The 21,121-nt window shown below is 62.7% G+C and carries 22 protein-coding genes; 19 read left to right on the top strand and 3 right to left on the bottom strand.

All coding sequences use genetic code 11. The annotated features are described in order from the left end of the window. The first annotated feature begins 149 nt into the window (after nucleotides 1-149). The 3 genes from BV82_RS19320 to BV82_RS19310 all read left to right on the top strand — a co-directional run bounded on the left by BV82_RS19320 (nucleotide 150) and on the right by BV82_RS19310 (nucleotide 2,636). A complete protein-coding gene (locus tag BV82_RS19320; protein ID WP_010223204.1) occupies nucleotides 150-773 on the top strand; it encodes a glutathione S-transferase in 624 nt (207 codons plus the stop codon). A 154-nt stretch (nucleotides 774-927) separates the two neighbouring features. After that, on the top strand, nucleotides 928-1,860 hold the full coding sequence (locus BV82_RS19315) for an ABC transporter ATP-binding protein (RefSeq protein ID WP_010223205.1): 933 nt from the start codon (nucleotides 928-930) through the stop codon (nucleotides 1,858-1,860). Next, on the top strand, nucleotides 1,857-2,636 hold the full coding sequence (locus BV82_RS19310) for an ABC transporter permease (RefSeq protein ID WP_010223206.1): 780 nt from the start codon (nucleotides 1,857-1,859) through the stop codon (nucleotides 2,634-2,636). Before BV82_RS19315 ends, BV82_RS19310 begins: the two co-directional genes overlap by 4 nt. Here BV82_RS19310 and BV82_RS19305 read toward each other — a convergent pair. Next, nucleotides 2,604-3,146 carry a DUF2062 domain-containing protein gene (locus tag BV82_RS19305; RefSeq protein WP_010223207.1) on the bottom strand — a complete coding sequence of 181 codons (543 nt, stop codon included), beginning with the start codon at nucleotides 3,144-3,146 and terminating at the stop codon, nucleotides 2,604-2,606. The genes BV82_RS19310 and BV82_RS19305 overlap by 33 nt on opposite strands. Before the next feature lie 143 nt (nucleotides 3,147-3,289). On the opposite strand from BV82_RS19305, the gene BV82_RS19300 reads away from it, so the two are divergent. The 8 genes from BV82_RS19300 (at nucleotide 3,290) to murB (ending at nucleotide 10,120) form a co-directional block, all read left to right on the top strand. Further along, entirely contained in the window at nucleotides 3,290-5,512 is a 2,223-nt protein-coding gene (locus BV82_RS19300; RefSeq protein ID WP_036996494.1) for a DNA internalization-related competence protein ComEC/Rec2, read from the top strand. Nucleotides 5,513-5,582: 70 nt separating this feature from the next. Beyond that, the gene (locus tag BV82_RS19295; RefSeq protein WP_010223209.1) at nucleotides 5,583-6,218 is read left to right on the top strand and encodes a MotA/TolQ/ExbB proton channel family protein; all 636 of its coding nucleotides are present in this window, start codon (nucleotides 5,583-5,585) and stop codon (nucleotides 6,216-6,218) included. Further along, entirely contained in the window at nucleotides 6,215-6,646 is a 432-nt protein-coding gene (locus BV82_RS19290; protein ID WP_010223210.1) for an ExbD/TolR family protein, read from the top strand. The genes BV82_RS19295 and BV82_RS19290 overlap by 4 nt, the downstream gene beginning before the upstream one ends. Next, nucleotides 6,646-7,656 carry a tetraacyldisaccharide 4'-kinase gene (gene lpxK / locus BV82_RS19285; RefSeq protein WP_036996493.1) on the top strand — a complete coding sequence of 337 codons (1,011 nt, stop codon included), beginning with the start codon at nucleotides 6,646-6,648 and terminating at the stop codon, nucleotides 7,654-7,656. Before BV82_RS19290 ends, lpxK begins: the two co-directional genes overlap by 1 nt. A 37-nt stretch (nucleotides 7,657-7,693) precedes the next feature. Next, entirely contained in the window at nucleotides 7,694-7,879 is a 186-nt protein-coding gene (locus BV82_RS19280; RefSeq protein WP_003247142.1) for a Trm112 family protein, read from the top strand. Continuing rightward, nucleotides 7,876-8,640 (top strand): 3-deoxy-manno-octulosonate cytidylyltransferase, encoded by a 765-nt coding sequence (kdsB, locus tag BV82_RS19275; RefSeq protein WP_036996492.1) that lies wholly within the window; start codon nucleotides 7,876-7,878, stop codon nucleotides 8,638-8,640. Before BV82_RS19280 ends, kdsB begins: the two co-directional genes overlap by 4 nt. Continuing rightward, entirely contained in the window at nucleotides 8,640-9,104 is a 465-nt protein-coding gene (locus tag BV82_RS19270) for a low molecular weight protein-tyrosine-phosphatase (RefSeq protein ID WP_010223213.1), read from the top strand. The genes kdsB and BV82_RS19270 overlap by 1 nt, the downstream gene beginning before the upstream one ends. Next, nucleotides 9,101-10,120, top strand: a complete 1,020-nt coding sequence (gene murB / locus BV82_RS19265; protein ID WP_010223214.1) for a UDP-N-acetylmuramate dehydrogenase — start codon at nucleotides 9,101-9,103, stop codon at nucleotides 10,118-10,120. Before BV82_RS19270 ends, murB begins: the two co-directional genes overlap by 4 nt. A 171-nt stretch (nucleotides 10,121-10,291) precedes the next feature. On the opposite strand, the gene rne is transcribed toward murB, so the two are convergent. Continuing rightward, on the bottom strand, nucleotides 10,292-13,459 hold the full coding sequence (gene rne / locus BV82_RS19260) for a ribonuclease E (RefSeq protein WP_244993526.1): 3,168 nt from the start codon (nucleotides 13,457-13,459) through the stop codon (nucleotides 10,292-10,294). 744 nt (nucleotides 13,460-14,203) lie between these two features. Here rne and rluC point away from each other — a divergent pair. The 3 genes from rluC to BV82_RS19245 are packed head-to-tail and all read left to right on the top strand — an operon-like array spanning nucleotide 14,204 to nucleotide 16,818. Beyond that, complete coding sequence (rluC, locus tag BV82_RS19255) at nucleotides 14,204-15,160, top strand: 23S rRNA pseudouridine(955/2504/2580) synthase RluC (RefSeq protein ID WP_010223216.1); 957 nt, start codon at nucleotides 14,204-14,206, stop codon at nucleotides 15,158-15,160. Continuing rightward, nucleotides 15,150-15,842, top strand: a complete 693-nt coding sequence (locus BV82_RS19250) for an HAD family hydrolase (protein WP_036996489.1) — start codon at nucleotides 15,150-15,152, stop codon at nucleotides 15,840-15,842. The genes rluC and BV82_RS19250 overlap by 11 nt, the downstream gene beginning before the upstream one ends. Beyond that, the gene (locus BV82_RS19245; RefSeq protein WP_036996488.1) at nucleotides 15,835-16,818 is read left to right on the top strand and encodes a S49 family peptidase; all 984 of its coding nucleotides are present in this window, start codon (nucleotides 15,835-15,837) and stop codon (nucleotides 16,816-16,818) included. The genes BV82_RS19250 and BV82_RS19245 overlap by 8 nt, the downstream gene beginning before the upstream one ends. 57 nt (nucleotides 16,819-16,875) lie before the next feature. Here BV82_RS19245 and BV82_RS19240 read toward each other — a convergent pair whose 3' ends face one another. Continuing rightward, on the bottom strand, nucleotides 16,876-17,454 hold the full coding sequence (locus tag BV82_RS19240) for a Maf family protein (RefSeq protein WP_036996486.1): 579 nt from the start codon (nucleotides 17,452-17,454) through the stop codon (nucleotides 16,876-16,878). 95 nt (nucleotides 17,455-17,549) lie between these two features. On the opposite strand from BV82_RS19240, the gene BV82_RS19235 reads away from it, so the two are divergent. The 5 genes from BV82_RS19235 to fabG all read left to right on the top strand — a co-directional run bounded on the left by BV82_RS19235 (nucleotide 17,550) and on the right by fabG (nucleotide 21,112). After that, entirely contained in the window at nucleotides 17,550-18,077 is a 528-nt protein-coding gene (locus BV82_RS19235; protein WP_010223220.1) for a YceD family protein, read from the top strand. Between the two features lie 13 nt (nucleotides 18,078-18,090). After that, the gene (gene rpmF, locus BV82_RS19230; protein WP_010223221.1) at nucleotides 18,091-18,273 is read left to right on the top strand and encodes a 50S ribosomal protein L32; all 183 of its coding nucleotides are present in this window, start codon (nucleotides 18,091-18,093) and stop codon (nucleotides 18,271-18,273) included. Nucleotides 18,274-18,276: 3 nt separating this feature from the next. Continuing rightward, entirely contained in the window at nucleotides 18,277-19,287 is a 1,011-nt protein-coding gene (gene plsX, locus BV82_RS19225; protein WP_081492797.1) for a phosphate acyltransferase PlsX, read from the top strand. 129 nt (nucleotides 19,288-19,416) lie between these two features. After that, nucleotides 19,417-20,355, top strand: a complete 939-nt coding sequence (fabD, locus tag BV82_RS19220; protein ID WP_026001331.1) for an ACP S-malonyltransferase — start codon at nucleotides 19,417-19,419, stop codon at nucleotides 20,353-20,355. A 16-nt stretch (nucleotides 20,356-20,371) separates the two neighbouring features. Further along, nucleotides 20,372-21,112, top strand: a complete 741-nt coding sequence (fabG, locus tag BV82_RS19215; RefSeq protein WP_010223224.1) for a 3-oxoacyl-ACP reductase FabG — start codon at nucleotides 20,372-20,374, stop codon at nucleotides 21,110-21,112. Nucleotides 21,113-21,121 lie beyond the last annotated feature (9 nt).

Genomic DNA, 21,121 nt, shown 5'->3' with positions numbered 1-21,121 from the left:
CATCCATCGAAGCTTAGACCGCATCGGCTAAACGGCTTGTCTGAACAGTGACAGGACATGACCTCAGGAGTTCGCCTGAATGCCAGATGATTGCCAGCGTGATCGCCTGGAGTAGACTGGGCGACCCGTCAAACCAATAGGGATATGTCATGCTCAAGATCTGGGGTAGGAAGAACTCGACCAATGTCAGGAAAGCACTGTGGTGTGCCGAAGAGCTTGGCCTTGAGTATGAGTCGATAAATGCCGGGGGCGCCTTCGGCCTGGTCAATGACCCGCAATACCGGGCATTGAACCCCAACGGCCTGGTGCCGATGATCGAAGACGACGGCCTGGTGCTTTGGGAGTCCAATGCCATCGTTCGCTACCTGTGCGCGCAATACGGTAGCGCGTCGGGCTGGTATGAGACGGACGCGCGCAAGCGCGCCGAGGCGGACAAGTGGATGGACTGGGTCACCTCGTCGCTCGCCACGCCGTTTCGCCCCTTGTTCTGGGGCATGGTGCGCACGCCTGAAGAGCAGCGGGATTGGCTGGCAATCAACGCCGCGCACAAGACCTGCGCGCAGCTGCTTTCGATTGCAGATCAGGCCTTGGCCAATTCGCCGTATCTGTCCGGCGATACCCTGGGCATGGGCGACATTCCGCTGGGCTGTTTTGCGTATGCCTGGTTCGAGATGCCTATCGAGCGTCCCGAAATGCGTCACCTGCGCGCCTGGTATGAACGCTTGCGGGAGCGCCCGGCGTACCAGGCGGCAGTGATGACCGCACTGACCTGATCACTGTTGATCGGGCAACTACGGTCAATCTGATAGTTATTATCGATACACATGACTGTACTTGTCCGGTCTGCACAAGCACCATGGTCATATTCACTGCGGCCGGCCTTGCCCGGCCGCGTCTAGAACCTTCCACACTGGTACGCGACCCGCTATGAGTTCTGCTCTGTCCATAAGGCAGCTAACCAAAACCTACGGCAACGGTTTCCAGGCCCTCAAGGGTATTGACCTGGATGTCGCCGAAGGTGACTTCTTCGCCTTGCTCGGCCCCAATGGCGCCGGTAAATCCACCACCATCGGCATCCTTTCGACCCTGGTCAACAAGACCAGCGGCAGCGTGAATATTTTCGGTCACGACCTTGATCGTCAACCCGCCGCGCTCAAGCGTTGCATTGGCGTGGTGCCGCAGGAATTCAACTTCAACCAGTTCGAAAAGACCTTTGACATCGTCGTGACCCAGGCCGGTTACTACGGCATTCCGGCCAAGGTGGCCAAGGAGCGTGCCGAGCAGTACCTGACCCAGCTCGGCCTGTGGGACAAGCGCAATGCACCGTCGCGTGCGCTGTCCGGCGGCATGAAGCGCCGGTTGATGATCGCCCGCGCCCTGATTCACGAGCCGCGCCTGTTGATCCTCGACGAGCCCACCGCGGGCGTCGACATCGAGCTGCGCCGTTCGATGTGGAGCTTCCTTACCGAGCTCAACCAGAAAGGCATCACCATCATCCTCACCACCCATTACCTGGAAGAGGCTGAACAGTTGTGCCGCCACATCGGCATCATCGACCACGGCACCATCGTCGAGAACACCAGCATGCGTGCCTTGCTGAGCAAACTGCATGTCGAGACCTTCCTGCTCGACCTCAAGCAGGACTTGCCCCAGGCGCCACACCTGGTCGGTTATCCGTGCCGTCTGATCACCCCGCACACCCTGGAAGTGCAAGTGGACAAGGAAGTGGGCATCACCGCGCTGTTCGGCCAGCTGGCGCTGCAGAACATCGAGGTGCAGAGCCTGCGCAACAAGACCAATCGTCTCGAGGAGCTGTTCGTGTCCCTGGTTGAGAAAAACCTGGCAAAGGTGGCGGTATGAGTTCGGAACTGAGCGCCAACCTGGTCGCCCTCAATACCATCGTCTACCGCGAAGTACGCCGCTTCACCCGGATCTGGCCGCAGACCTTGCTGCCTCCGGCAATCACCATGGTTCTGTATTTCGTGATCTTCGGTAACCTGATTGGCCGGCAAATTGGCGACATGGGCGGTTTCACCTACATGGAGTACATCGTCCCGGGGCTGATCATGATGTCGGTGATCACCAACTCCTACGGCAACGTGGTGTCGAGCTTTTTCGGCAGTAAATTCCAGCGCTCGATCGAGGAGCTGATGGTGTCGCCGGTGTCGCCGCACACCATCCTCGTCGGCTACACCCTGGGCGGTGTATTGCGCGGCCTGGCGGTGGGGGTGATCGTCACGTTGCTGTCGTTGTTCTTCACCGACCTGCAGGTGCACCACCTGGGCGTGACCATTGTCGTGGTGCTGCTGACGGCGACGATCTTCTCGTTGCTGGGCTTCATCAATGCGGTGTTCGCACGCAACTTCGATGATATCTCGATCATCCCGACCTTCGTGCTGACGCCGCTGACCTACCTGGGCGGGGTGTTCTACTCGATTACCCTGCTGCCGCCGTTCTGGCAGACCGTGTCGATGGCCAACCCGGTGCTGCACATGGTCAACTCGTTCCGCTATGGCATTCTCGGCGTGTCGGATATCCGTATCGGCGTGGCCATCAGCTTCATGCTGGTCGCCACTGCGGTGCTGTATGTCGGTTGTACGCGCCTATTGGTCAGCGGGCGAGGAATGCGTACCTGATTGCTTGACCTTGCGCCGGCGCCACTGCCGGCCTACCCACCAGCGCCAGTAGAGCATGGTCAGGCAGTAGGCGAGGGCGCCGAGCAACACGCCACACACCACTGAACCGAGCAGGAACGGCTGCCACAAGGTCGACAGCTGGTCGGTGATCCATTCGAAGGTCAGTTCTTCGGGCAGGCTGCGTGGCGGAATCTGCATCAGCCAGGCGCCCATCTGGTAGGTGCAGAAGAACACCGGCGGCATGGTGATCGGGTTGGTCAGCCACACCAGGCTGACCGCGATCGGCAGGTTGCCGCGCACCATGATCGCCAGGCTGGCGGCCAGTAGCATCTGCATCGGAACCGGGATAAAGGCGGCGAACAGACCGACGGCCATGGCCCGCGCAACCGAATGCCGGTTGAGGTGCCAGAGGTTGGGGTCGTGCAACAGCCGGCCGAGAAAGCGTAAGGATTTGTGTTCCCTGATGCTGGTCGGATCGGGCATGTAGCGTTTGAAGAGACGACGCGGCATGTGGGGTCTCGGCAATCTGAAGGGTGCCAGTATGCACGGATTCTAAAAGTGCCTTATTCAGACTTTGTGACAATTATTTAGCGAGCGCTTGCCGTCACTGATCTAAGCCTCAGGAGGTGGTTCACTTCTGGAGCTTCAACCTTATGCGCACAGGGATGTTGGCGCTTGCGCTCGGGCTGATCAGTCTCGGGTTTCTACCGGCTTTGCCGTCTGTCTGGGGACTTGTCCTGCTGACAGTTGTCGGACTTTCCTGCTTGCCTTCGCGGCTCTGGCCAATCGGGTTGTTTCTGTTGGGGTTGAGCTGGGCCTGTGTCTCGGCGCAATCGGCGCTGGACCAGCGTCTGGCGGCAGAACTCGATGGCCGTACCTTGTGGATTGAAGGCCGGGTCACAGGCTTGCCGGAGCAGGGCGCGCGCTCGGTGCGCTTCGAGCTGAGCGCTGCCCACTCTCGCCGTGCGCAATTGCCCCGGCGAATACAGCTCAGCTGGTTTGGCGGGCCAGCGGTCAACAGCGGTGAGTTTTGGCGATTGGCCGTCAGCCTCAAACGCCCCTCCGGTTTGCTCAATCCTCATGGTCCCGATCAGGAAGCGAGCCTGTTGGCCCGGCGTATCGGTGCCATCGGCAGCGTCAAGGCCGGCGAGCGCCTGGCACCGGCGACAGCGGCCTGGCGCGATCACCTGCGCCAGCGCTTGTTGGCTGTGGATGCCCAAGGCCGGGAGGCGGCGCTGGCCGCGCTGGTACTGGGTGATGGCGGCGGGTTGGCGCGCGAAGACTGGCAGGCGTTGCAGGCAACCGGTACGGTGCACTTGCTGGTGATCTCTGGCCAGCATGTGGGGCTGCTGGCCGGGTTGGTGTATGCCTTGATTGCCGGGCTGGCGCGCCTTGGCTGGTGGCCGCCAAGGCTGCCCTGGTTGCCTTGTGCCTGTGCGCTGGCACTTGCCGCCGCACTGGTCTACGGCGTGTTGGCCGGTTTTCAGGTGCCGGTGCAGCGTGCCTGCGTGATGCTGGCCATGGTGCTGCTCTGGCGCCTGCGTTTTCGCCATCTGGGCGTTGGCTTGCCGCTGTTGCTGGCGCTGAACGCGGTGTTGCTGTGGGAGCCGCTGGCCAGCTTGCAGCCGGGCTTCTGGTTATCGTTCGTGGCCGTGGCGATTCTGATCTTTACCTTCAGCGGCCGCCTTGGCGCCTGGAACCCGTGGCTGGCCTGGGGTCGCGCCCAGTGGTTGATCGCCATCGGCTTGTTGCCGGTGTTGCTCGCGCAAGGTTTGCCGGTGAGCTTGACGGCACCGCTGATCAACCTGCTGGCGGTGCCGTGGATCAGCCTTGCGGTGTTGCCGGCGGCGTTGCTCGGCACCCTGTTGCTGGCGGTGCCGTATCTGGGGGAGGGGCTGTTGTGGCTGGCCGGTGGCTTGCTCGACGGTTTGTTCCGGATGTTGGCAGAAGCCGCTGTCTGGCGCCCAGCCTGGCTGCCTGCGGCACTGCCTTTCTGGAGCTGGTTGCTGGTGTGCCTGGGGGCGTTCCTGCTGCTGTTGCCGCGCGGCTTGCCGATGCGCGCCCTCGGCTGGCCTTTGTTGCTGCTGGCGGCATTTGCGCCACGGGAGCGCGTGCCCGAGGGCCAGGTGGAAGTCTGGCAACTGGATGTCGGCCAGGGGCTGGCGTTCATCTTGCGCACCCGTCACCACGCCATGCTCTATGACGCGGGCCCGGCCATGGGCGATTTCGATTTGGGCGAGCGGGTGGTGCTACCCAGCTTGCACAAGCTGGGCGTGCGCCAGCTCGACCTGATGCTGCTCAGCCACGCCGATGCCGACCACGCCGGCGGCGCTCGCGCCGTTCAGCGCGGTTTGCCGGTACTACGGGTGCTCAGTGGCGAAGCGTCGGCCTTGCCTGCTGTGCTACAAGCGCAATCTTGCGGTAGCGGCGAGCGTTGGCAGTGGGACGGGGTCAATTTTTCCCTCTGGCAATGGCATGACGCCGGTGATAGCAACCAGGATTCCTGTGTGTTGCTGGTCGAGGCGCAAGGCGAGAAGCTGCTGCTCACCGGTGATCTCGATGCCCGTGGCGAGCGGGCCTGGGTGCGGGATTGGCAGGCGGGCCAGGTCGATTGGCTGCAGTCGCCCCATCACGGCAGCCGCAGTTCCTCCAGTGAGGCGCTGTTGAGCGCAACCGCCCCGCGTGGCGTGCTGATCTCCCGGGGGCGCTACAACGCCTTCGGTCATCCTCACCCCGAGGTCATGGCGCGCTATCGGACGCACGGTATCCAGGCTTACGACAATGTCGAACACGGTGCGCTGCGCCTGCGCCTGGGGGCGTTCGGCGAGCCTGAAGGGCTGCGCGCCCAGCGGCGTTTCTGGCGTGAGCCGAGATGACGACCTTCGGCAGATGAGCCCCCTGGGGTCCTATGGTAAAGTGGCGGACTTTTTCGAGGGGATGCTTACTGTGTGGGAATTGGTCAAGTCCGGTGGCTGGATGATGCTGCCGATCATTCTGAGCTCCATCGCTGCCATGGCGATCGTCGCCGAGCGTCTCTGGACCCTGCGCGCCAGCCGGGTCACGCCACCGCATCTGCTGGGCCAGGTGTGGATGTGGATCAAGGACAAGCAGCTCACCAGTGACAAACTCAAGGCCCTGCGTGCCGATTCGCCACTGGGCGAGATCCTCGCTGCGGGCCTGGCCAACTCGCGCCATGGCCGCGAGATCATGAAGGAATGCATCGAAGAGGCCGCCGGCCGGGTCATTCATGAGCTGGAGCGCTACATCAATGCCCTGGGCACCATCGCCGCCATGGCGCCGCTGCTCGGCCTGCTCGGCACCGTGCTGGGCATGATCGATATCTTCAGTGCCTTCATGGGCACCGGCATGACCACCAACGCGGCGGTGTTGGCCGGTGGTATCTCCAAGGCGCTGATCACCACGGCGGCCGGCCTGATGGTTGGTATCCCGGCGGTGTTCTTCCACCGTTTCCTGCAGCGGCGCATCGATGAGCTGGTGGTCGGCATGGAGCAGGAGGCGATCAAGCTGGTCGAAGTGGTGCAGGGCGACCGTGATGTCGACCTGGCCGAGGGCAAGGCGTGAAATTCCGGCGCAAGCCACGGGAGACCGTGGACATCAACCTGGCCTCGCTGATCGATGTGGTGTTCATCCTGCTGCTGTTCTTCGTGGTCACCACCACCTTCACCCGCGAAACCCAGTTGCGCGTCGAGCTGCCGGAATCGGTCAGCGGCGCGCCGGCACCGGATTCCGAGCTCAAGCAGCTGGACATCACCATCAGCGCCGATGGCGTCTACTCGGTGAACAACCATCTGTTGCCCAAGAGCGACCTGGCGACCCTGACCGAAGCCCTGCAGCAGGAATCCGCAGGTGACACCAAACTGCCGTTGTCGATCAGCGCCGACGGCAAGACCCCGCATCAGGCGGTGGTGACTGCCATGGATGCGGCCGGCAAGCTCGGTTTCAGCCAGTTGCGCATGACCACGGTCGAGGCGGCTCAGGGGACGCCCTGATGGCAATTGCCGATCGCCTGCTCGATGCCTGGTACGCCGGGCATCCTGCCCTGGCCCTGCTGCGTCCGCTTGAAGCCCTGTATCGCCGCGTGGTGCTGGGCAAGCGCGCGCGCTTTCTCAGTGGTGAAAGCCAGCGTTACCGCGCGCCGGTACCGGTGATTGTGGTGGGCAACATCACCGTCGGCGGAACCGGCAAGACCCCGATGATTCTCTGGTTGATCGAGCATTGCCGTCAGCGCGGCCTGCGCGTCGGCGTGGTCAGCCGCGGTTATGGTGCCAAGCCACCGCAGTTGCCTTGGCGCGTGCGTGCCGAGCAGGGCGCGGCCGAGGCGGGCGATGAGCCTTTGCTGATCGTCCAGCGCAGCGGCGTGCCGCTGATGATCGACCCGGACCGCTCGCGCGCCGTACAGGCGTTGCTGGCCAGCGAGACGCTGGACCTGATCCTTTGTGACGATGGCATGCAGCACTACCGCCTGGCGCGCGATCTGGAGCTGGTGCTGATCGATGCCGCCCGCGGCCTGGGTAATCGCCGCTGCCTGCCAGCCGGCCCCTTGCGCGAGCCGGTGGAGCGCCTGCAGGAAGTAGACGCGGTGCTTTACAATGGCGCCACGGCCGACCGGGAAGACGGTTTTGCCTTTGCCCTGCAGCCTACCGCGCTGGTCAACCTGCGCAGCGGCGAGCGTCACCGTCTCGACTATTTCCCTCCTGGCCAGGCCCTGCATGCGGTGGCCGGCATTGGCAACCCGCAACGTTTCTTCAACACCCTGCAGGGGCTAAACTGGCAGCCTGTGCCACACCCTTTTGCCGATCATGCCGAGTACAGCGGCCAGGCCCTGAGCTTCACGCCTGCGTTGCCTGTGGTCATGACCGAGAAGGACGCGGTCAAATGCCGCGCCTTTGCTGCTGACGACTGGTGGTACCTTGCGGTCGATGCTGTGCCTTCGCCGGGCTTCCAGGCCTGGATCGATGCCCAGCTCGCTCGCTTGCTGCCCGAGTCGCAGCCTTCCTGATTCGTTTCTTTTCCGGCCATTGGCCCGAGGAATTTCCATGGACACCAAACTGCTCGATATTCTTGCCTGCCCGATCACCAAAGGCCCACTCAAGCTCAGCGCCGACAAGACCGAGCTGATCAGCAAGGGCGCCGGTCTTGCCTACCCGATCCGCGATGGCATCCCGGTAATGCTTGAAAGCGAAGCGCGCACCCTGACCGATGATGAGCGTCTGGACAAATGAGCCTGGCCTTTACCGTTGTGATTCCGGCGCGGCTCCGGTCGACCCGCTTGCCGGGCAAGCCGTTGCTGACGATTGCCGGCAAGCCGATGATCCAGCATGTCTGGGAACAGGCGTGCAAAAGCAGCGCCAGCCGCGTGGTGATCGCTACCGATGACGCGGGTATTTTCAAAGCCTGTGAGGCCTTCGGCGCCGAAGTGCTGATGACCCGCGAAGACCATGACTCCGGTACCGACCGCCTGGCCGAAGTGGCTGCCAAGCTGGGCCTGGCCGCCGATGCCATCGTGGTCAATGTTCAGGGCGACGAGCCGCTGATCCCGCCGGTGATCATTGATCAGGTGGCGGCCAACCTGGCGGCCCATCCTGAAGCGGGCATCGCCACCCTGGCCGAACCGATCAGCGACATCGAAGCGCTGTTCAACCCCAATGCGGTCAAGGTGGTCAGCGATTGCAACGGTCTGGCCCTGACCTTCAGCCGTGCCCCGTTGCCGTGGGCGCGTGATGCCTTTGCCCACAGTCGTGAGCAAATGCCGCAAGACGTGCCGTACCGCCGTCACATCGGCATGTACGCCTACCGCGCTGGCTTCCTGCAGGATTTCGTCGCCTGGGGCCCGTGCTGGCTGGAGAGGACCGAAGCGCTGGAGCAGTTGCGCGCGCTCTGGCATGGCGTGCGTATTCACGTCGCCGATGCCATCGATGCGCCGCCCGTGGGCGTCGACACCCCTGAAGACCTGGAGCGCGTGCGGCGCTTGCTGGAGGCCTGATGCGGGTACTGTTCGTGTGCCTGGGCAATATCTGCCGTTCACCCACCGCCGAAGGCGTGTTGCGTCACCAGTTACAGGCTGAGGGCCTGGGCGAATTGATCGAGGTGGCTTCGGCCGGTACCGGTGACTGGCATGTCGGCAAGCAACCCGATACCCGTACCTGTCGTACCGCCCGCATACGTGGCTATGACTTGTCGCAGCAGCGTGCGCAACAGGTCAAGGCCGCGCACTTCAATGAATGCGACCTGATCCTGGCCATGGACAAGAGCAATCTTGGCCATCTGCGGGCAATGCAGCCTGCCGGGTCAAAAGCCGAGCTGGACTTGTTCCTGCGTCGCTATGACGGTGCGCTGGATGAGGTGCCGGATCCTTACTACGGCGCCGAAGAGGATTTCGAGCAGGTCCTGGACCTGATCGAAGTCGCCTGTCGCCGATTGGTCATCGAACTCAAGGGCCGTCTATGAGCGGGCAGTGGCAGCAACACGTATCGCTCAAGCCGTACAACACCTTCGGCATTGACGTGAAGGCCCGCTATTTCACTGAAGTCCATAGCGACGATGAGGTGCGCCAGGCCTTGGCCCGGGCGAGTGAGCAGGGCGTACCGGTGCTGGTGGTCGGCGGTGGCAGCAACCTGCTGCTGACTGGCGATATCCAGGCGTTGGTTATGCGCATGGCCAGTCGTGGCCTGCGCATCCTGTCTGACGACGGTGAGCGGGTAGTGGTCGAGGCCGAAGCCGGTGAGCCCTGGCATCCGTTCGTGCAGTGGAGCCTGGCCCAGGGCCTGGCCGGGCTGGAAAACCTCAGCCTGATCCCGGGCACGGTCGGCGCCGCGCCGATGCAGAACATTGGTGCCTATGGCGTCGAGATCAAGGATGTGTTCGCCGGGCTCACCGCGCTGGATCGCGAGACTGGCGAGTTGCGCGATTTCAGCCTGGAAGAATGCGCCTTTGCCTACCGTGACAGCCTGTTCAAGCGTCATCCGGGCCGCTGGTTGATTCTGCGGGTGCGCTTTGCCTTGAGTCGGGTTATGCACGCGCACCTGGAGTACGGTCCGGTGCGGCAGCGCCTGAGCGAGCAGGGCGTCAGTCAGCCGACTGCGCAGAATGTCAGCGATGCGATCTGCAGCATTCGCCGCGAGAAGCTGCCCGACCCGCTCGAACTGGGCAATGCCGGGAGCTTCTTCAAGAACCCGGTGGTGGCTGCGGTGCTGGCCGAAAAGATCCGCTTGCAGTACCCGGGGCTGGTGGCTTATCCACAGGCTGATGGTCAGTTCAAACTGGCTGCGGGCTGGTTGATCGAGCAGGCTGGCTGGAAGGGGCATCGCGAAGGCGATGCCGGGGTGCACCGCTTGCAGTCGCTGGTGTTGGTCAACTATGGCCAGGCTAGCGGTGTGCAGTTGCATCAACTGGCGCAGAAAATCCAGGCCGACATCCTTGAGCGTTTCGGGGTCGAGCTGGAAATGGAGCCGAATCTGTACTGATTTGTGCTGTCCTTGTGGAAGCTGGCGTTGCCAGCGATCGAGCCCGAAGGGGTCGTAGGCTGTGCTGGCCCTATTGCCGGCAAAGCCGGCTGCCACAGGTGATCCGCTTTCCTACAGGCAATAAAAAAGCCCCGCCAGTTACCTGGCGGGGCTTTTTTTCAGCCTGGATAATCAGACGAGCGGTTTGTGCTCTTCTGTGGTTTCCAGTTTCTCCTCGACCACTTCTTCAGCCGGTGCAGCAGGCGCCTCTTCAGCGACCACGGCAGCGCTGGCTTCGGCAGCGGCCGCTGCAGCGGCGGCTGCGGCAGCTTCGGCTTCACGCTTGCGACGGCGTACTTCACGTGGATCGTTCGGGGCGCGACCACTGCTGGTCAGGGCGCTGGCCGGTGCTTCAACAGCAGGTGCCGGCGCTTCGACCGGTGCTGGCTCGACAACGGGCGCAGGCGCTTCGACTGCTTCGGCAACGACTACCGGTTCAGCCACAACCGGTGCCTGCACTGCAGGCTCTGGCTCGACTGCAGCAACCGGCTCGACCGCTTCAACTGGTGCAGGCACGGATGCTTCGACCACTGGAGCGATGCTGGCTTCGATGGCCTGCGGCGCTTCGACCGGGGCAGTGAACGCTTGTTCGACAACCGGTGCGGCAGCGACTTCAGCAGCCTGGACGGTTTCAACCACTTCGGCGACTTCAGTGACTTCAACCACTGGCTGGGCAGCTTCGACAGCGACGGTTTCGCTGGCAGCGACTTCAACAACGGCCTGCTCTTCGACAGCAGCAGTAGCGCGTTCGGCCTGCTGGTTGGCTTCGGCTTCGGCAGCGGCGCTGATGTTGCTGGTGGCAACAGCGGCGGTCACGGCCAGGCCGGCGGCCAGTTCAGCGCCCAGCTCGGTGGCTTGAGGCTGCTCTTCGCTGCCTTCTTCCGAGCCTTCTACCAGGTTGCCGTTGGCATCGCGTTGACGCTCGCGACGGTTGCTGCGACGACGCTGGCCACGGGAGCGGCGGCGAGGGCGTTCGCCTTCGGTGCCTTCCTGGTTGTCATCTTGCAGCAGCTCTTCGTTCGGCAGTTGTTCATCAGCCGCTTCTGCAGCCTGTTCGGCTGGGCGAGGCTGACGCTCTTCACGCGGCGGACGCGGTTGACGCTCTTCACGTGGTGCGCGCTCTTCACGCGGAGCACGTTCTTCACGCGGAGCGCGCTCTTCACGTGGGGCGCGTTCTTCGCGTGGTGCACGTTCTTCACGAGGCTGACGCTCTTCACGCGGGGCACGCTCAGGGCGCTCTTCGCGTACGGCCGGGGCGACGGCGTCCAGTGGCTCGCGCAGTTCGCGGACCGGACGCTCCTCGCGGGAGCGGCGTTCTTCACGTGGTGCGCGTGGTTGGCGCTCTTCACGCGGCTGGCGTGGTGCGCGCTCTTCACGGGCAGGGGCTTCTTCGCGAGCTTCGCGAGCTTCGCGTGGCTGACGCTCCTCACGCGGGGCGCGCTCGGCACGCTCTTCACGCGGCTTGCGCTCTTCGTCGCGGCGGCCGTTGCGGTTGCGGCTCTGCTGACGACCGTTGCGACGCTCTTCGTTGCGCTGCGGGCGTTCGCTGGCAGGTTTCTCGGCAACTGCAGGTGCGGCGGCAGGTTCGTCCTTGCCGGCGAACAGACTGACCAGCGACTTCACCAGTCCTTTGAACAGGCTTGGTTCAGGTGCGTGCACCGGGGCAGCCACTGGCGCGGCAGCTTCGGTCGGCACCGGGGCGTTGGCGCGGGCCGGGGCAGTCTTGACCGCGGCTTCCTGGCGTACCAGGGTGCGGGTGGCGGCAGCCGGTTGGACTTCTTCGGTCTCGGCGGCAGCGATTTCGTAGCTGGACTGGCCGCTCAGGGCTTCCGGGCTGTCGTCGCGCAGGCGCTGGACTTCGAAATGCGGGGTTTCCAGGTGATCGTTCGGCAGGATGACGATACGGGCCCGGGTGCGCAGCTCGATCTTGGTGATCGAATTGCGTTTTTCGTTGAGCAGGAAGGCGGCAACCGGAATCGGCACTTGGGCGCGGACTTCGGCGGTGCGGTCTTTCAGGGCTTCTTCTTCGATCAGGCGCAGGATTGCCAGCGACAGCGATTCGACGTCACGGATGATGCCGGTACCGCTGCAGCGTGGGCAGACGATGCCGCTGCTTTCGCCGAGCGAAGGGCGCAGGCGCTGACGGGACATTTCCAGCAGGCCGAAGCGCGAGATGCGGCCAACCTGTACGCGGGCACGGTCGGCTTCCAGGCATTCGCGGACTTTTTCTTCCACGGCGCGCTGGTTCTTGGCTGGGGTCATGTCGATGAAGTCGATCACGATCAGGCCGCCGATGTCGCGCAGGCGCAGCTGGCGGGCGATTTCCTCAGCCGCTTCCAGGTTGGTCTGCAGGGCGGTTTCCTCGATGTCGCTGCCTTTGGTGGCGCGCGCCGAGTTGATGTCGATGGAGACCAGGGCTTCAGTCGGGTCGATGACGATCGAGCCGCCGGACGGCAGGTCGACGACGCGCTGGAAGGCGGTCTCGATCTGGCTTTCGATCTGGAAGCGGTTGAACAGCGGCACGCTGTCTTCGTACAGCTTGATCTTGCTGGCGTACTGCGGCATCACCTGGCGAATGAAGGTCAGGGCTTCTTCCTGGGCGTCGATGCTGTCGATCAGTACTTCGCCGATGTCCTGGCGCAGGTAGTCGCGGATCGCGCGGATGATGACGTTGCTTTCCTGGTAGATCAGGAATGGCGCGGCGCGGTCCTGGGACGCTTCCTTGATCGCGGTCCACAGCTGCAGCAGGTAGTCGAGGTCCCATTGCATTTCTTCGCTGCTGCGGCCAAGGCCGGCAGTGCGCACGATCAGGCCCATGTCGGCAGGGGCGACCAGGCCGTTGAGGGCTTCGCGCAGTTCGTTGCGCTCTTCGCCTTCGATGCGGCGGGAGATGCCACCGGCACGCGGGTTGTTCGGCATCAGTACCAGGTAGCGACCGGCCAGGCTGATGAAGGTGGTCAGGGCCGCGCCCTTGTTGCCGCGCTCTTCTTTCTCGACCTGGACGATGACTTCCTGGCCTTCGCTGAGCACTTCCTTGATGTTCACCCGGCCTTCGGGCGACTTCTTGAAGTATTCGCGGGAGATTTCCTTCAGCGGCAGAAAGCCGTGACGCTCGGAGCCGAAGTCGACGAAAGCGGCTTCCAGGCTGGGTTCGATCCGGGTGATCCGGCCTTTGTAGATGTTGGCCTTCTTCTGCTCACGCGCGCCGGACTCGATGTCCAGGTCGTAGAGACGTTGGCCGTCCACCAGAGCTACACGCAACTCTTCGGGTTGAGTCGCGTTAATCAGCATTCTTTTCATGTAATACCGTCGGTTTCCGGGCTGCCGGAAACGGCGTTCGGCACACACGACTTCTCACGGTCTGTGTCAGGTGCGCAAGGGGTGGCGGGCCACCCCCGTGTCCAGCAACTTTCGAGTCCGACTGGTCACCCAGTACTGCCGAAGTCGCGACGACGCGTCCTGCTTGCTGTGGTGTCAAATGCACTCAGTCAGGAGGAGGAATCAGCCTTCGGCCGTGGACGCCCGTGGGGCATCTTGATCAAGACCGGGTCCGGTCGCCTGGCCAATAGGCCGGTGGACTGGACGCAGTGCTACACGGTCCGACGGTTGTGCATCTCCACCCTACACGTATCCCTGATAATTCGGGTGCTGCCGCGCGCTGAATCCGCAACGGGTTGCATTTTCGCCAGCTCCATACGGGAGCCCGCGCCTTTTATGTCCAAGGCTGGTATTTCCGAAGCCGTCGCCATGACTGCGTGAAATTGACGGCACTGACAGAGTGGCAGCGAAAAAAACGTGGGGGAGGGTGAAATACCGCTCTTGTAGTTTTTTATCGGTCTTCTCTGCACGGCGCTGGTGGCGATTCCAGGCATTTCTGTAAACTGGCGAAAGCCCCGTCGGACGGCCTCGCGTCCTCGAGAATTGCGTCGGTCAGGGCCGGCTGTAAGCCGTGAGTCCGCTGGCCAGCCGCTTTTGGCGGCGTTCGCGACTATAGCAGCAATCATTAAGTGCTTCAAATCCATAAAAAATTGTTATGATTGGCAAATGACGACTAATGCCCCTCCGACCTCCGGCGTCCAGCTGATCGAGGTCGCGCCGGAACTTGCCGGCCAACGAATCGATAATTTCCTCATCACTGCACTCAAGGGTGTTCCCAAGACCTTGATTTACCGCATTTTGCGCAAAGGCGAAGTGCGTGTGAACAAGGGCCGGATCAAGCCCGAGTACAAGTTGCAGGCCGGTGACATCGTGCGCGTGCCGCCCGTTCGTCTGCCCGAACGTGACGAACCGGTGCCGGTGGCCCAGGGTTTGCTTCAGCGCCTTGAAGCGGCGATTGTCTACGAAGACAAGGCTCTGATTGTGCTCAACAAACCGGCCGGTATTGCCGTGCACGGTGGTAGTGGCCTGAATTTCGGTGTGATCGAAGCCTTTCGTCAGATGCGTCCCGACGCCAAGGAGCTGGAGCTGGTCCACCGCCTCGATCGCGATACCTCTGGCCTGTTGATGATTGCCAAGAAGCGCAGCATGTTGCGTCACCTGCACGCCGCCCTGCGTGGCGATGGCGTCGACAAGCGCTACATGGCGCTGGTTCGCGGTCACTGGGCCACCGCCAAGAAGCAGGTCAATGCGCCCTTGCTCAAGAGCAACCTGCGCTCCGGCGAGCGCATGGTCGAGGTCAATGACGAGGGCAAGGAGGCGCTGACGATCTTCCGTGTGCTGCGCCGTTTCGGCGAGTTCGCCACGATCGTCGAGGCGCGGCCGATCACTGGGCGTACCCACCAGATTCGCGTGCATGCCCTGCATGCCGGGCATTGCATTGCCGGCGACAGCAAGTATGGCGATGAAGATTTCACCCGCGAGATTCGCGACCTTGGTGGCAAGCGCCTGTTCCTGCATGCCTACGCCCTGACCGTGCCGTTGCCCGATGGCGGCGAGCTCAAGCTTGAGGCGCCGGTGGATGAAATGTGGGCCAAGACCGTGGAGCGCCTGAGTGCAGCGTGATTACGATCTGCTGATCTTCGACTGGGACGGCACCCTGGCCGACTCCATCGGTCGCATCGTCGAGGCCATGCACCTGGCCGCCGGTCGCGCGGGCTATGCCGCCTGCGATGATGAGGCGGTCAAGGGTATAATTGGCCTGGCGTTGCCAGAAGCCATCAGTGTGTTGTATCCGCGGCTCGATGCGGGGCAGGTGGCACAGTTTCGCCAGCACTATGCTGACGTGTACATGGCCCTGGATGACCAGCCTTCGCCGCTGTTCGAAGGTGTGGTGGAGTCGCTGGAGGCGTTCCGTGCCGAGGGCTATCGCCTGGCGGTGGCCACCGGCAAGGCGCGTCGCGGTCTCGATCGTGTGCTGCGCGCCAATGGCTGGGAGGGCTACTTCGACATCACCCGGGCGGCCGACGAGAGTCGCGGCAAACCGCACCCGCAGATGCTCGAGGAGATCCTTGCTCATTGCCAGGTCGAACCGCAGCGAGCGTTGATGGTTGGAGATTCATCATTCGACCTGTTGATGGCCAGCAATGCTGGCATGCATTCGGTAGCGGTTGGTTACGGCGCCATGTCGCTGGAGGCCTTGAGTGCCTTTGGGCCGCAGCTGTGTATTGATCATTTTTCTCAGTTGCAGGCCTGGCTTAGCCAATCGCCTGTGGCAGCAGATTCCAGGGTAGGTGAGCATGACTGACGAGTGGAAGGCGCCCAGCGCCGAAGACAACGAAGAGCGCAAGAGCTGGAAGCTGCTGGAGAAAACCCTCCTGGCTGGTGTTCAGGAGCAGCGTCGGGCGCGGCGCTGGGGGATTTTCTTCAAGCTGATGGGCTTTGTGTACCTGTTCGGCATCCTTGCCTTGTTCACGCCTTTGATGGACATGGACAAAGCGGCCTCGCGCAGCGTCAGCCACACCGCGCTGGTCGAAGTGCGCGGCTTGATTGCCGATCAGGAGTCCGCCAGCGCTGACAACGTCGTCGGTGGCTTGCGCGAGGCGTTCAAGGATCCGAAAACCAAGGCGGTGGTCCTGCGCATCAATAGTCCGGGTGGCAGCCCGGTGCAGTCAGGGTACATCTACGACGAAATTCGCCGCCTGCGCGCAGAGCACCCAGCCATCAAGCTGTATGCGGTAATCAGTGACCTGGGCGCTTCCGGTGCCTACTACATTGCCAGTGCCGCTGATCAGATCTATGCCGACAAGGCCAGCCTGGTTGGCTCCATCGGTGTGACGGCGGCCGGCTACGGCTTTGTCGGCACCATGGAGAAGCTCGGTGTCGAGCGTCGTACCTACACCGCTGGCGAGCACAAGGCCTTCCTTGATCCGTTCCAGCCGCAAAAGCCTGAAGAGACGGCGTTCTGGCAGGGCGTGCTGGAAACCACGCACAAGCAGTTCATCGCCAGTGTCAAGCAGGGTCGCGGCGAGCGCCTCAAGGACAAGGAGCATCCTGAGCTGTTCAGTGGCCTGATCTGGTCGGGTGAGCAGGCGCTGGCCCTGGGGCTGGTGGATGGTCTGGGCAGTGCCGGTTACGTGGCGCGTGAAGTGGTAGGGGAGAAGGAGCTGGTCGACTTCACTGTCGAAGAGTCGCCGTTCGATCGCTTCTCCAAGCGCCTGGGTGCCAGTGTTGCCGAGCGCCTGGCCATGTGGATGGGCTTTCAGGGGCCATCGCTGCGCTGATTGTATTGCCTGATGAAAAGCCGGCCCTTGGAGGCCGGCTTTTTTGTGCTCGCGGTATCAGGGCAAGCTCACGCCTTCAGCCAGCAGCATATCCACCAGGCGAATCAGCGGCAGGCCGATCAGGCTGGTGGCATCCACCCCGTGGGTGCTCTGGAACAGGCTCACGCCCAGGCCTTCGGCCTTGAAGCTGCCGGCGCAGTCGTAGGGCTGTTCGGCGCGCAGGTAGCGTTCGATGCGCTTCAGGTCCAGCTCGCGCATGTTTACCGTGAAGGGTACGCAGTCGACCTGGCAGTGGCCGGTAGTGCTGTTGAGCAGCGCCAGGCCGGTGAGAAAGCTCACATGATTGCCGCTGGCGGCCAGCAGCTGCTCGCAGGCGCGCTCGAAGGTGTGTGGTTTGCCGAGGATCTGCTCGCCCAGCACTGCCACCTGGTCAGAGCCGATGATCAGGTGCCCGGGATGGCTGTCGGCCAGGGCCAGGGCTTTTTCCCGGGCCAGGCGCTTGACCAGGTCAAGGGCGGGTTCCTCGGGCAGGCGCTGTTCGTCGATATCCGGGGCGGCGCAGCTGAAAGGCAGGCGCAGGCGCTCGAGCAGTTCGCGCCGGTAAGGTGAGCTGGAAGCCAGTAATAAAGGCAGCATGATAGACTCCTGGGCAGGTGAAACGATTCTAACATGCTGAACGGAGCCGAATTTCCTTTGACAGGGGCGGGGGTCATCCCTAGAATGCTGCGCCTATGTTGAATGACCCGATTCCACCTCACGTTGACCCGCGCAAATTGGCCGATCGTGGTGTTTCCCTCGAAGGAACACTGCAGCTCGCCGATTTGGAGAGACTCTGCGACCCGCTTTCCGACACTGTCGGTACGGTGCAGGCTAAATTCGATTTTGAGCGCGACGAGCAGAAGGCTGTGGTTATCCACACCGACCTGAGCGTCGAGGTCAAGATGGTTTGCCAGCGTTGTCTTGAGCTGGTCACCCTGCCGATCCACAGCGAATGTACTTACGCCGTGGTGAAGGAGGGTGCGAATACCCAGTCGTTGCCGAAAGGTTATGACGTGCTGGAACTGGGCGAAGATCCTTTGGATCTGCAGGCCTTGGTCGAGGAAGAGCTTCTGCTCGCCTTGCCTATCGTGCCTGCTCATCATCCGGAAGAATGCCAGCAGCCGGCGGGCGCCGATGAGCCCGAACCGAGCAAGGACGAGGTAACACGGTCCAACCCGTTCAGTGTATTGGCGCAGTTAAAGCGTGACCCAAACGTTTAGGAGTTAATCAATTATGGCTGTTCAGCAGAACAAAAAATCCCGCTCTGCCCGTGACATGCGCCGTTCGCACGACGCCCTCTCGGAAAACGCTCTGTCCGTAGAGAAAACCACTGGTGAAGTGCACCTGCGTCACCACGTATCGCCAGAAGGCGTATACCGTGGTCGTAAAGTGATCGACAAGGGCGCTGACGAGTAATCCTTGTCCGCTCAGATCATCGCGATTGACGCAATGGGCGGGGACTTCGGTCCCCGCAGCATTGTTCAGGCAAGTATTGCTTGCCTGTCGGCTACCCCCTCGCTGCACCTGACCCTCGTCGGTCAACCCTCCCTCCTTGAAGATCTAGTCGCTGGCCAGTCGGCAGCGGATCGCGCGCGCCTGCAGATCGTGGCCGCCAGCGAGGTGATCGGCATGGATGAGCGGCCGTCCCAGGCGTTGCGCGGCAAGCCCGATTCGTCCATGCGCGTGGCCCTGGAACTATTGCGTGATGGCAAGGTTCAAGCCTGCGTGAGTGCCGGCAACACCGGTGCGCTGATGGCGCTGTCGCGCTATGTATTGAAAACCCTGCCCGGCATCGACCGCCCGGCCATGGTTGCCGCCATTCCCACCCAGACCGGTTATTGCCAGTTGCTCGACCTGGGCGCCAATGTCGACTGCAGCGCGGAAAACCTCTACCAGTTCGCCGTGATGGGCTCGGTGGCCGCCCAGGCCCTGGGGATTTCCCGGCCGCGTGTGGCCTTGCTCAACGTCGGTACCGAAGACATCAAGGGCAACCAGCAGGTCAAGCTTGCCGCGAACTTGCTGCAGAACGCCCGTGGGCTGAACTACATCGGCTTTGTCGAAGGTGACGGGTTGTACCGTGGCGAAGCGGATGTGGTGGTGTGCGACGGCTTTGTCGGCAATATCCTGCTCAAGTCCAGTGAAGGCCTGGCGACCATGATCGGTTCGCGCATCGAGGCCCTGTTCAAGGGCGGGTTCGGTGCGCGCCTGGCCGGTGCCGTGGCCATGCCGCTGCTGCGCCGCCTACAGGCTGACCTGGCGCCGGCGCGACATAATGGCGCAAGCTTCCTTGGCCTGCAGGGCATCGTCATCAAAAGTCATGGCTCTGCCGGTGTACAGGGCTTTCAGAGCGCCATCCAGCGCGCGCTGATCGAGATCCAGGAGAACCTGCCGCAACGCTTGCACGGCCGCTTGGAAGACCTGTTGCTTTAGGTATATGCCTCAGGAAGTGGTTAAATGTGACCGCTTGGTCCTCGTTACCATCCAACTCTTCAGTTTCTTGTGCTCAGCCTGGTGCTGGGCGCTTTATTTCCGACGACAAGATCACTAGGGGCTTGTTCAATGTCTGCATCCCTCGCATTCGTCTTTCCCGGTCAAGGTTCGCAGTCCCTCGGCATGCTTGCCGAGTTGGGTGCCCAGTATCCGCTGGTCATTGATACCTTCCGTGAGGCCTCCGAGGCTCTGGGCTATGACCTCTGGGCGTTGACCCAGGCCGGTCCGGAAGAGCAACTCAACCAAACCGACAAAACCCAGCCGGCCATTCTCACTGCCTCGATCGCCTTGTGGCGCTTGTGGCTGGCAGAGGGCGGTGCGCGTCCGGCGTTCGTTTCCGGTCACAGCCTGGGCGAATACAGCGCCCTGGTCGCCGCTGGCAGCCTGAGCCTGGGTGACGCTGTGAGGCTGGTCAAGCGTCGCGGCGAACTCATGCAGGAGGCCGTGCCGGCCGGGCAGGGCGCCATGGCGGCGATTCTCGGCCTGGACGATGCTGTCGTCGTGGGTATCTGCGCAGAAGCTGCCCAGGGCGAAGTGGTCAGTGCGGTGAACTTCAACTCGCCAGGTCAGGTAGTCATCGCCGGTGCCAAGGCCGCCGTTGAGCGTGCCATGGAAGCCTGTAAGGCTGCTGGCGCCAAGCGCGCACTGCCACTGCCGGTCAGCGTGCCGTCGCACTGCGAGCTGATGCGCCCGGCTGCCGAGCGCTTTGCCGAATCGGTCAATGCCATCGACTGGCAGGCCCCGCAGATCCCGGTGGTGCAGAACGTCAGCGCTGCCGTTGCGGCTGATCTCGATACCCTCAAGCGCGACCTGCTGGAGCAGCTGTACAAGCCGGTCCGCTGGGTCGAGTGCGTGCAGACCCTGGCTGCCAAAGGCGCGGTAAACCTGGTCGAGTGCGGCCCGGGCAAGGTTCTGGCCGGCCTGAACAAGCGCTGCGCCGACGGCGTCAACACCTCTAACCTCAATACCCCGGATGCTTTCGCCGCGACGCTCGCGGCGCAGGCCTGATTTAGGAGAAGCTTGCATGAGCCTGCAAGGTAAAGTTGCCCTGGTTACCGGCGCCAGCCGTGGTATCGGCCAGGCTATCGCCCTGGAACTGGGCCGTCTGGGCGCTACCGTGATCGGTACCGCCACCTCCGCTTCGGGCGCCGAGCGTATCGCCGCGACCCTCAAGGAACACGGCATCACCGGTACCGGCCTTGAGCTGAACGTGACCAGCGACGAGTCGGTCACCGCTACCCTGGCCAAGATCCAGGAACAGTTCGGTGCGCCGACCATTCTGGTCAACAACGCCGGTATCACTCGTGACAACCTCATGCTGCGCATGAAGGACGACGAGTGGTTCGACGTCATCGACACCAACCTGAACAGCCTCTACCGTCTGTCCAAGGGCGTGCTGCGCGGCATGACCAAGGCACGCTGGGGTCGTATCATCAGCATCGGCTCGGTGGTCGGTGCCATGGGTAACGTCGGCCAGGTCAACTACGCCGCCGCCAAGGCCGGTCTGGAAGGTTTCAGTCGCGCCCTGGCGCGTGAAGTCGGCTCCCGTGCGATCACCGTCAACTCGGTGACCCCGGGCTTCATCGACACCGACATGACCCGCGAGCTGCCTGAAGCTCAGCGTGAAGCGCTGCAGATCCAGATCCCCCTGGGGCGTCTGGGCCAGGCTCAGGAAATTGCCAATGTGGTAGCTTTCCTGGCCTCTGAAGGTGCAGGCTATGTGACCGGCGCGACCATCCCGGTCAACGGCGGCATGTACATGTAAAATCGGATG

The sequence above is a fragment of the Pseudomonas donghuensis genome (assembly GCF_000696345.2).
Lineage (GTDB): Bacteria > Pseudomonadota > Gammaproteobacteria > Pseudomonadales > Pseudomonadaceae > Aquipseudomonas > Aquipseudomonas donghuensis.
This window is presented reverse-complemented; position numbering and strand designations above follow the sequence as displayed.

Coding starts and splice junctions, on each gene's coding strand:
- BV82_RS19320 (WP_010223204.1), top strand. CDS start 150: ATGCTCAAGATCTGGGGTAGGAAGAACTCGACCAATGTCAGGAAAGCA.
- BV82_RS19315 (WP_010223205.1), top strand. CDS start 928: ATGAGTTCTGCTCTGTCCATAAGGCAGCTAACCAAAACCTACGGCAAC.
- BV82_RS19310 (WP_010223206.1), top strand. CDS start 1,857: ATGAGTTCGGAACTGAGCGCCAACCTGGTCGCCCTCAATACCATCGTC.
- BV82_RS19305 (WP_010223207.1), bottom strand. CDS start 3,146: ATGCCGCGTCGTCTCTTCAAACGCTACATGCCCGATCCGACCAGCATC.
- BV82_RS19300 (WP_036996494.1), top strand. CDS start 3,290: ATGCGCACAGGGATGTTGGCGCTTGCGCTCGGGCTGATCAGTCTCGGG.
- lpxK (WP_036996493.1), top strand. CDS start 6,646: ATGGCAATTGCCGATCGCCTGCTCGATGCCTGGTACGCCGGGCATCCT.
- BV82_RS19280 (WP_003247142.1), top strand. CDS start 7,694: ATGGACACCAAACTGCTCGATATTCTTGCCTGCCCGATCACCAAAGGC.
- kdsB (WP_036996492.1), top strand. CDS start 7,876: ATGAGCCTGGCCTTTACCGTTGTGATTCCGGCGCGGCTCCGGTCGACC.
- BV82_RS19270 (WP_010223213.1), top strand. CDS start 8,640: ATGCGGGTACTGTTCGTGTGCCTGGGCAATATCTGCCGTTCACCCACC.
- murB (WP_010223214.1), top strand. CDS start 9,101: ATGAGCGGGCAGTGGCAGCAACACGTATCGCTCAAGCCGTACAACACC.
- rne (WP_244993526.1), bottom strand. CDS start 13,459: ATGAAAAGAATGCTGATTAACGCGACTCAACCCGAAGAGTTGCGTGTA.
- rluC (WP_010223216.1), top strand. CDS start 14,204: ATGACGACTAATGCCCCTCCGACCTCCGGCGTCCAGCTGATCGAGGTC.
- BV82_RS19245 (WP_036996488.1), top strand. CDS start 15,835: ATGACTGACGAGTGGAAGGCGCCCAGCGCCGAAGACAACGAAGAGCGC.
- BV82_RS19240 (WP_036996486.1), bottom strand. CDS start 17,454: ATGCTGCCTTTATTACTGGCTTCCAGCTCACCTTACCGGCGCGAACTG.
- BV82_RS19235 (WP_010223220.1), top strand. CDS start 17,550: ATGTTGAATGACCCGATTCCACCTCACGTTGACCCGCGCAAATTGGCC.
- rpmF (WP_010223221.1), top strand. CDS start 18,091: ATGGCTGTTCAGCAGAACAAAAAATCCCGCTCTGCCCGTGACATGCGC.
- fabD (WP_026001331.1), top strand. CDS start 19,417: ATGTCTGCATCCCTCGCATTCGTCTTTCCCGGTCAAGGTTCGCAGTCC.
- fabG (WP_010223224.1), top strand. CDS start 20,372: ATGAGCCTGCAAGGTAAAGTTGCCCTGGTTACCGGCGCCAGCCGTGGT.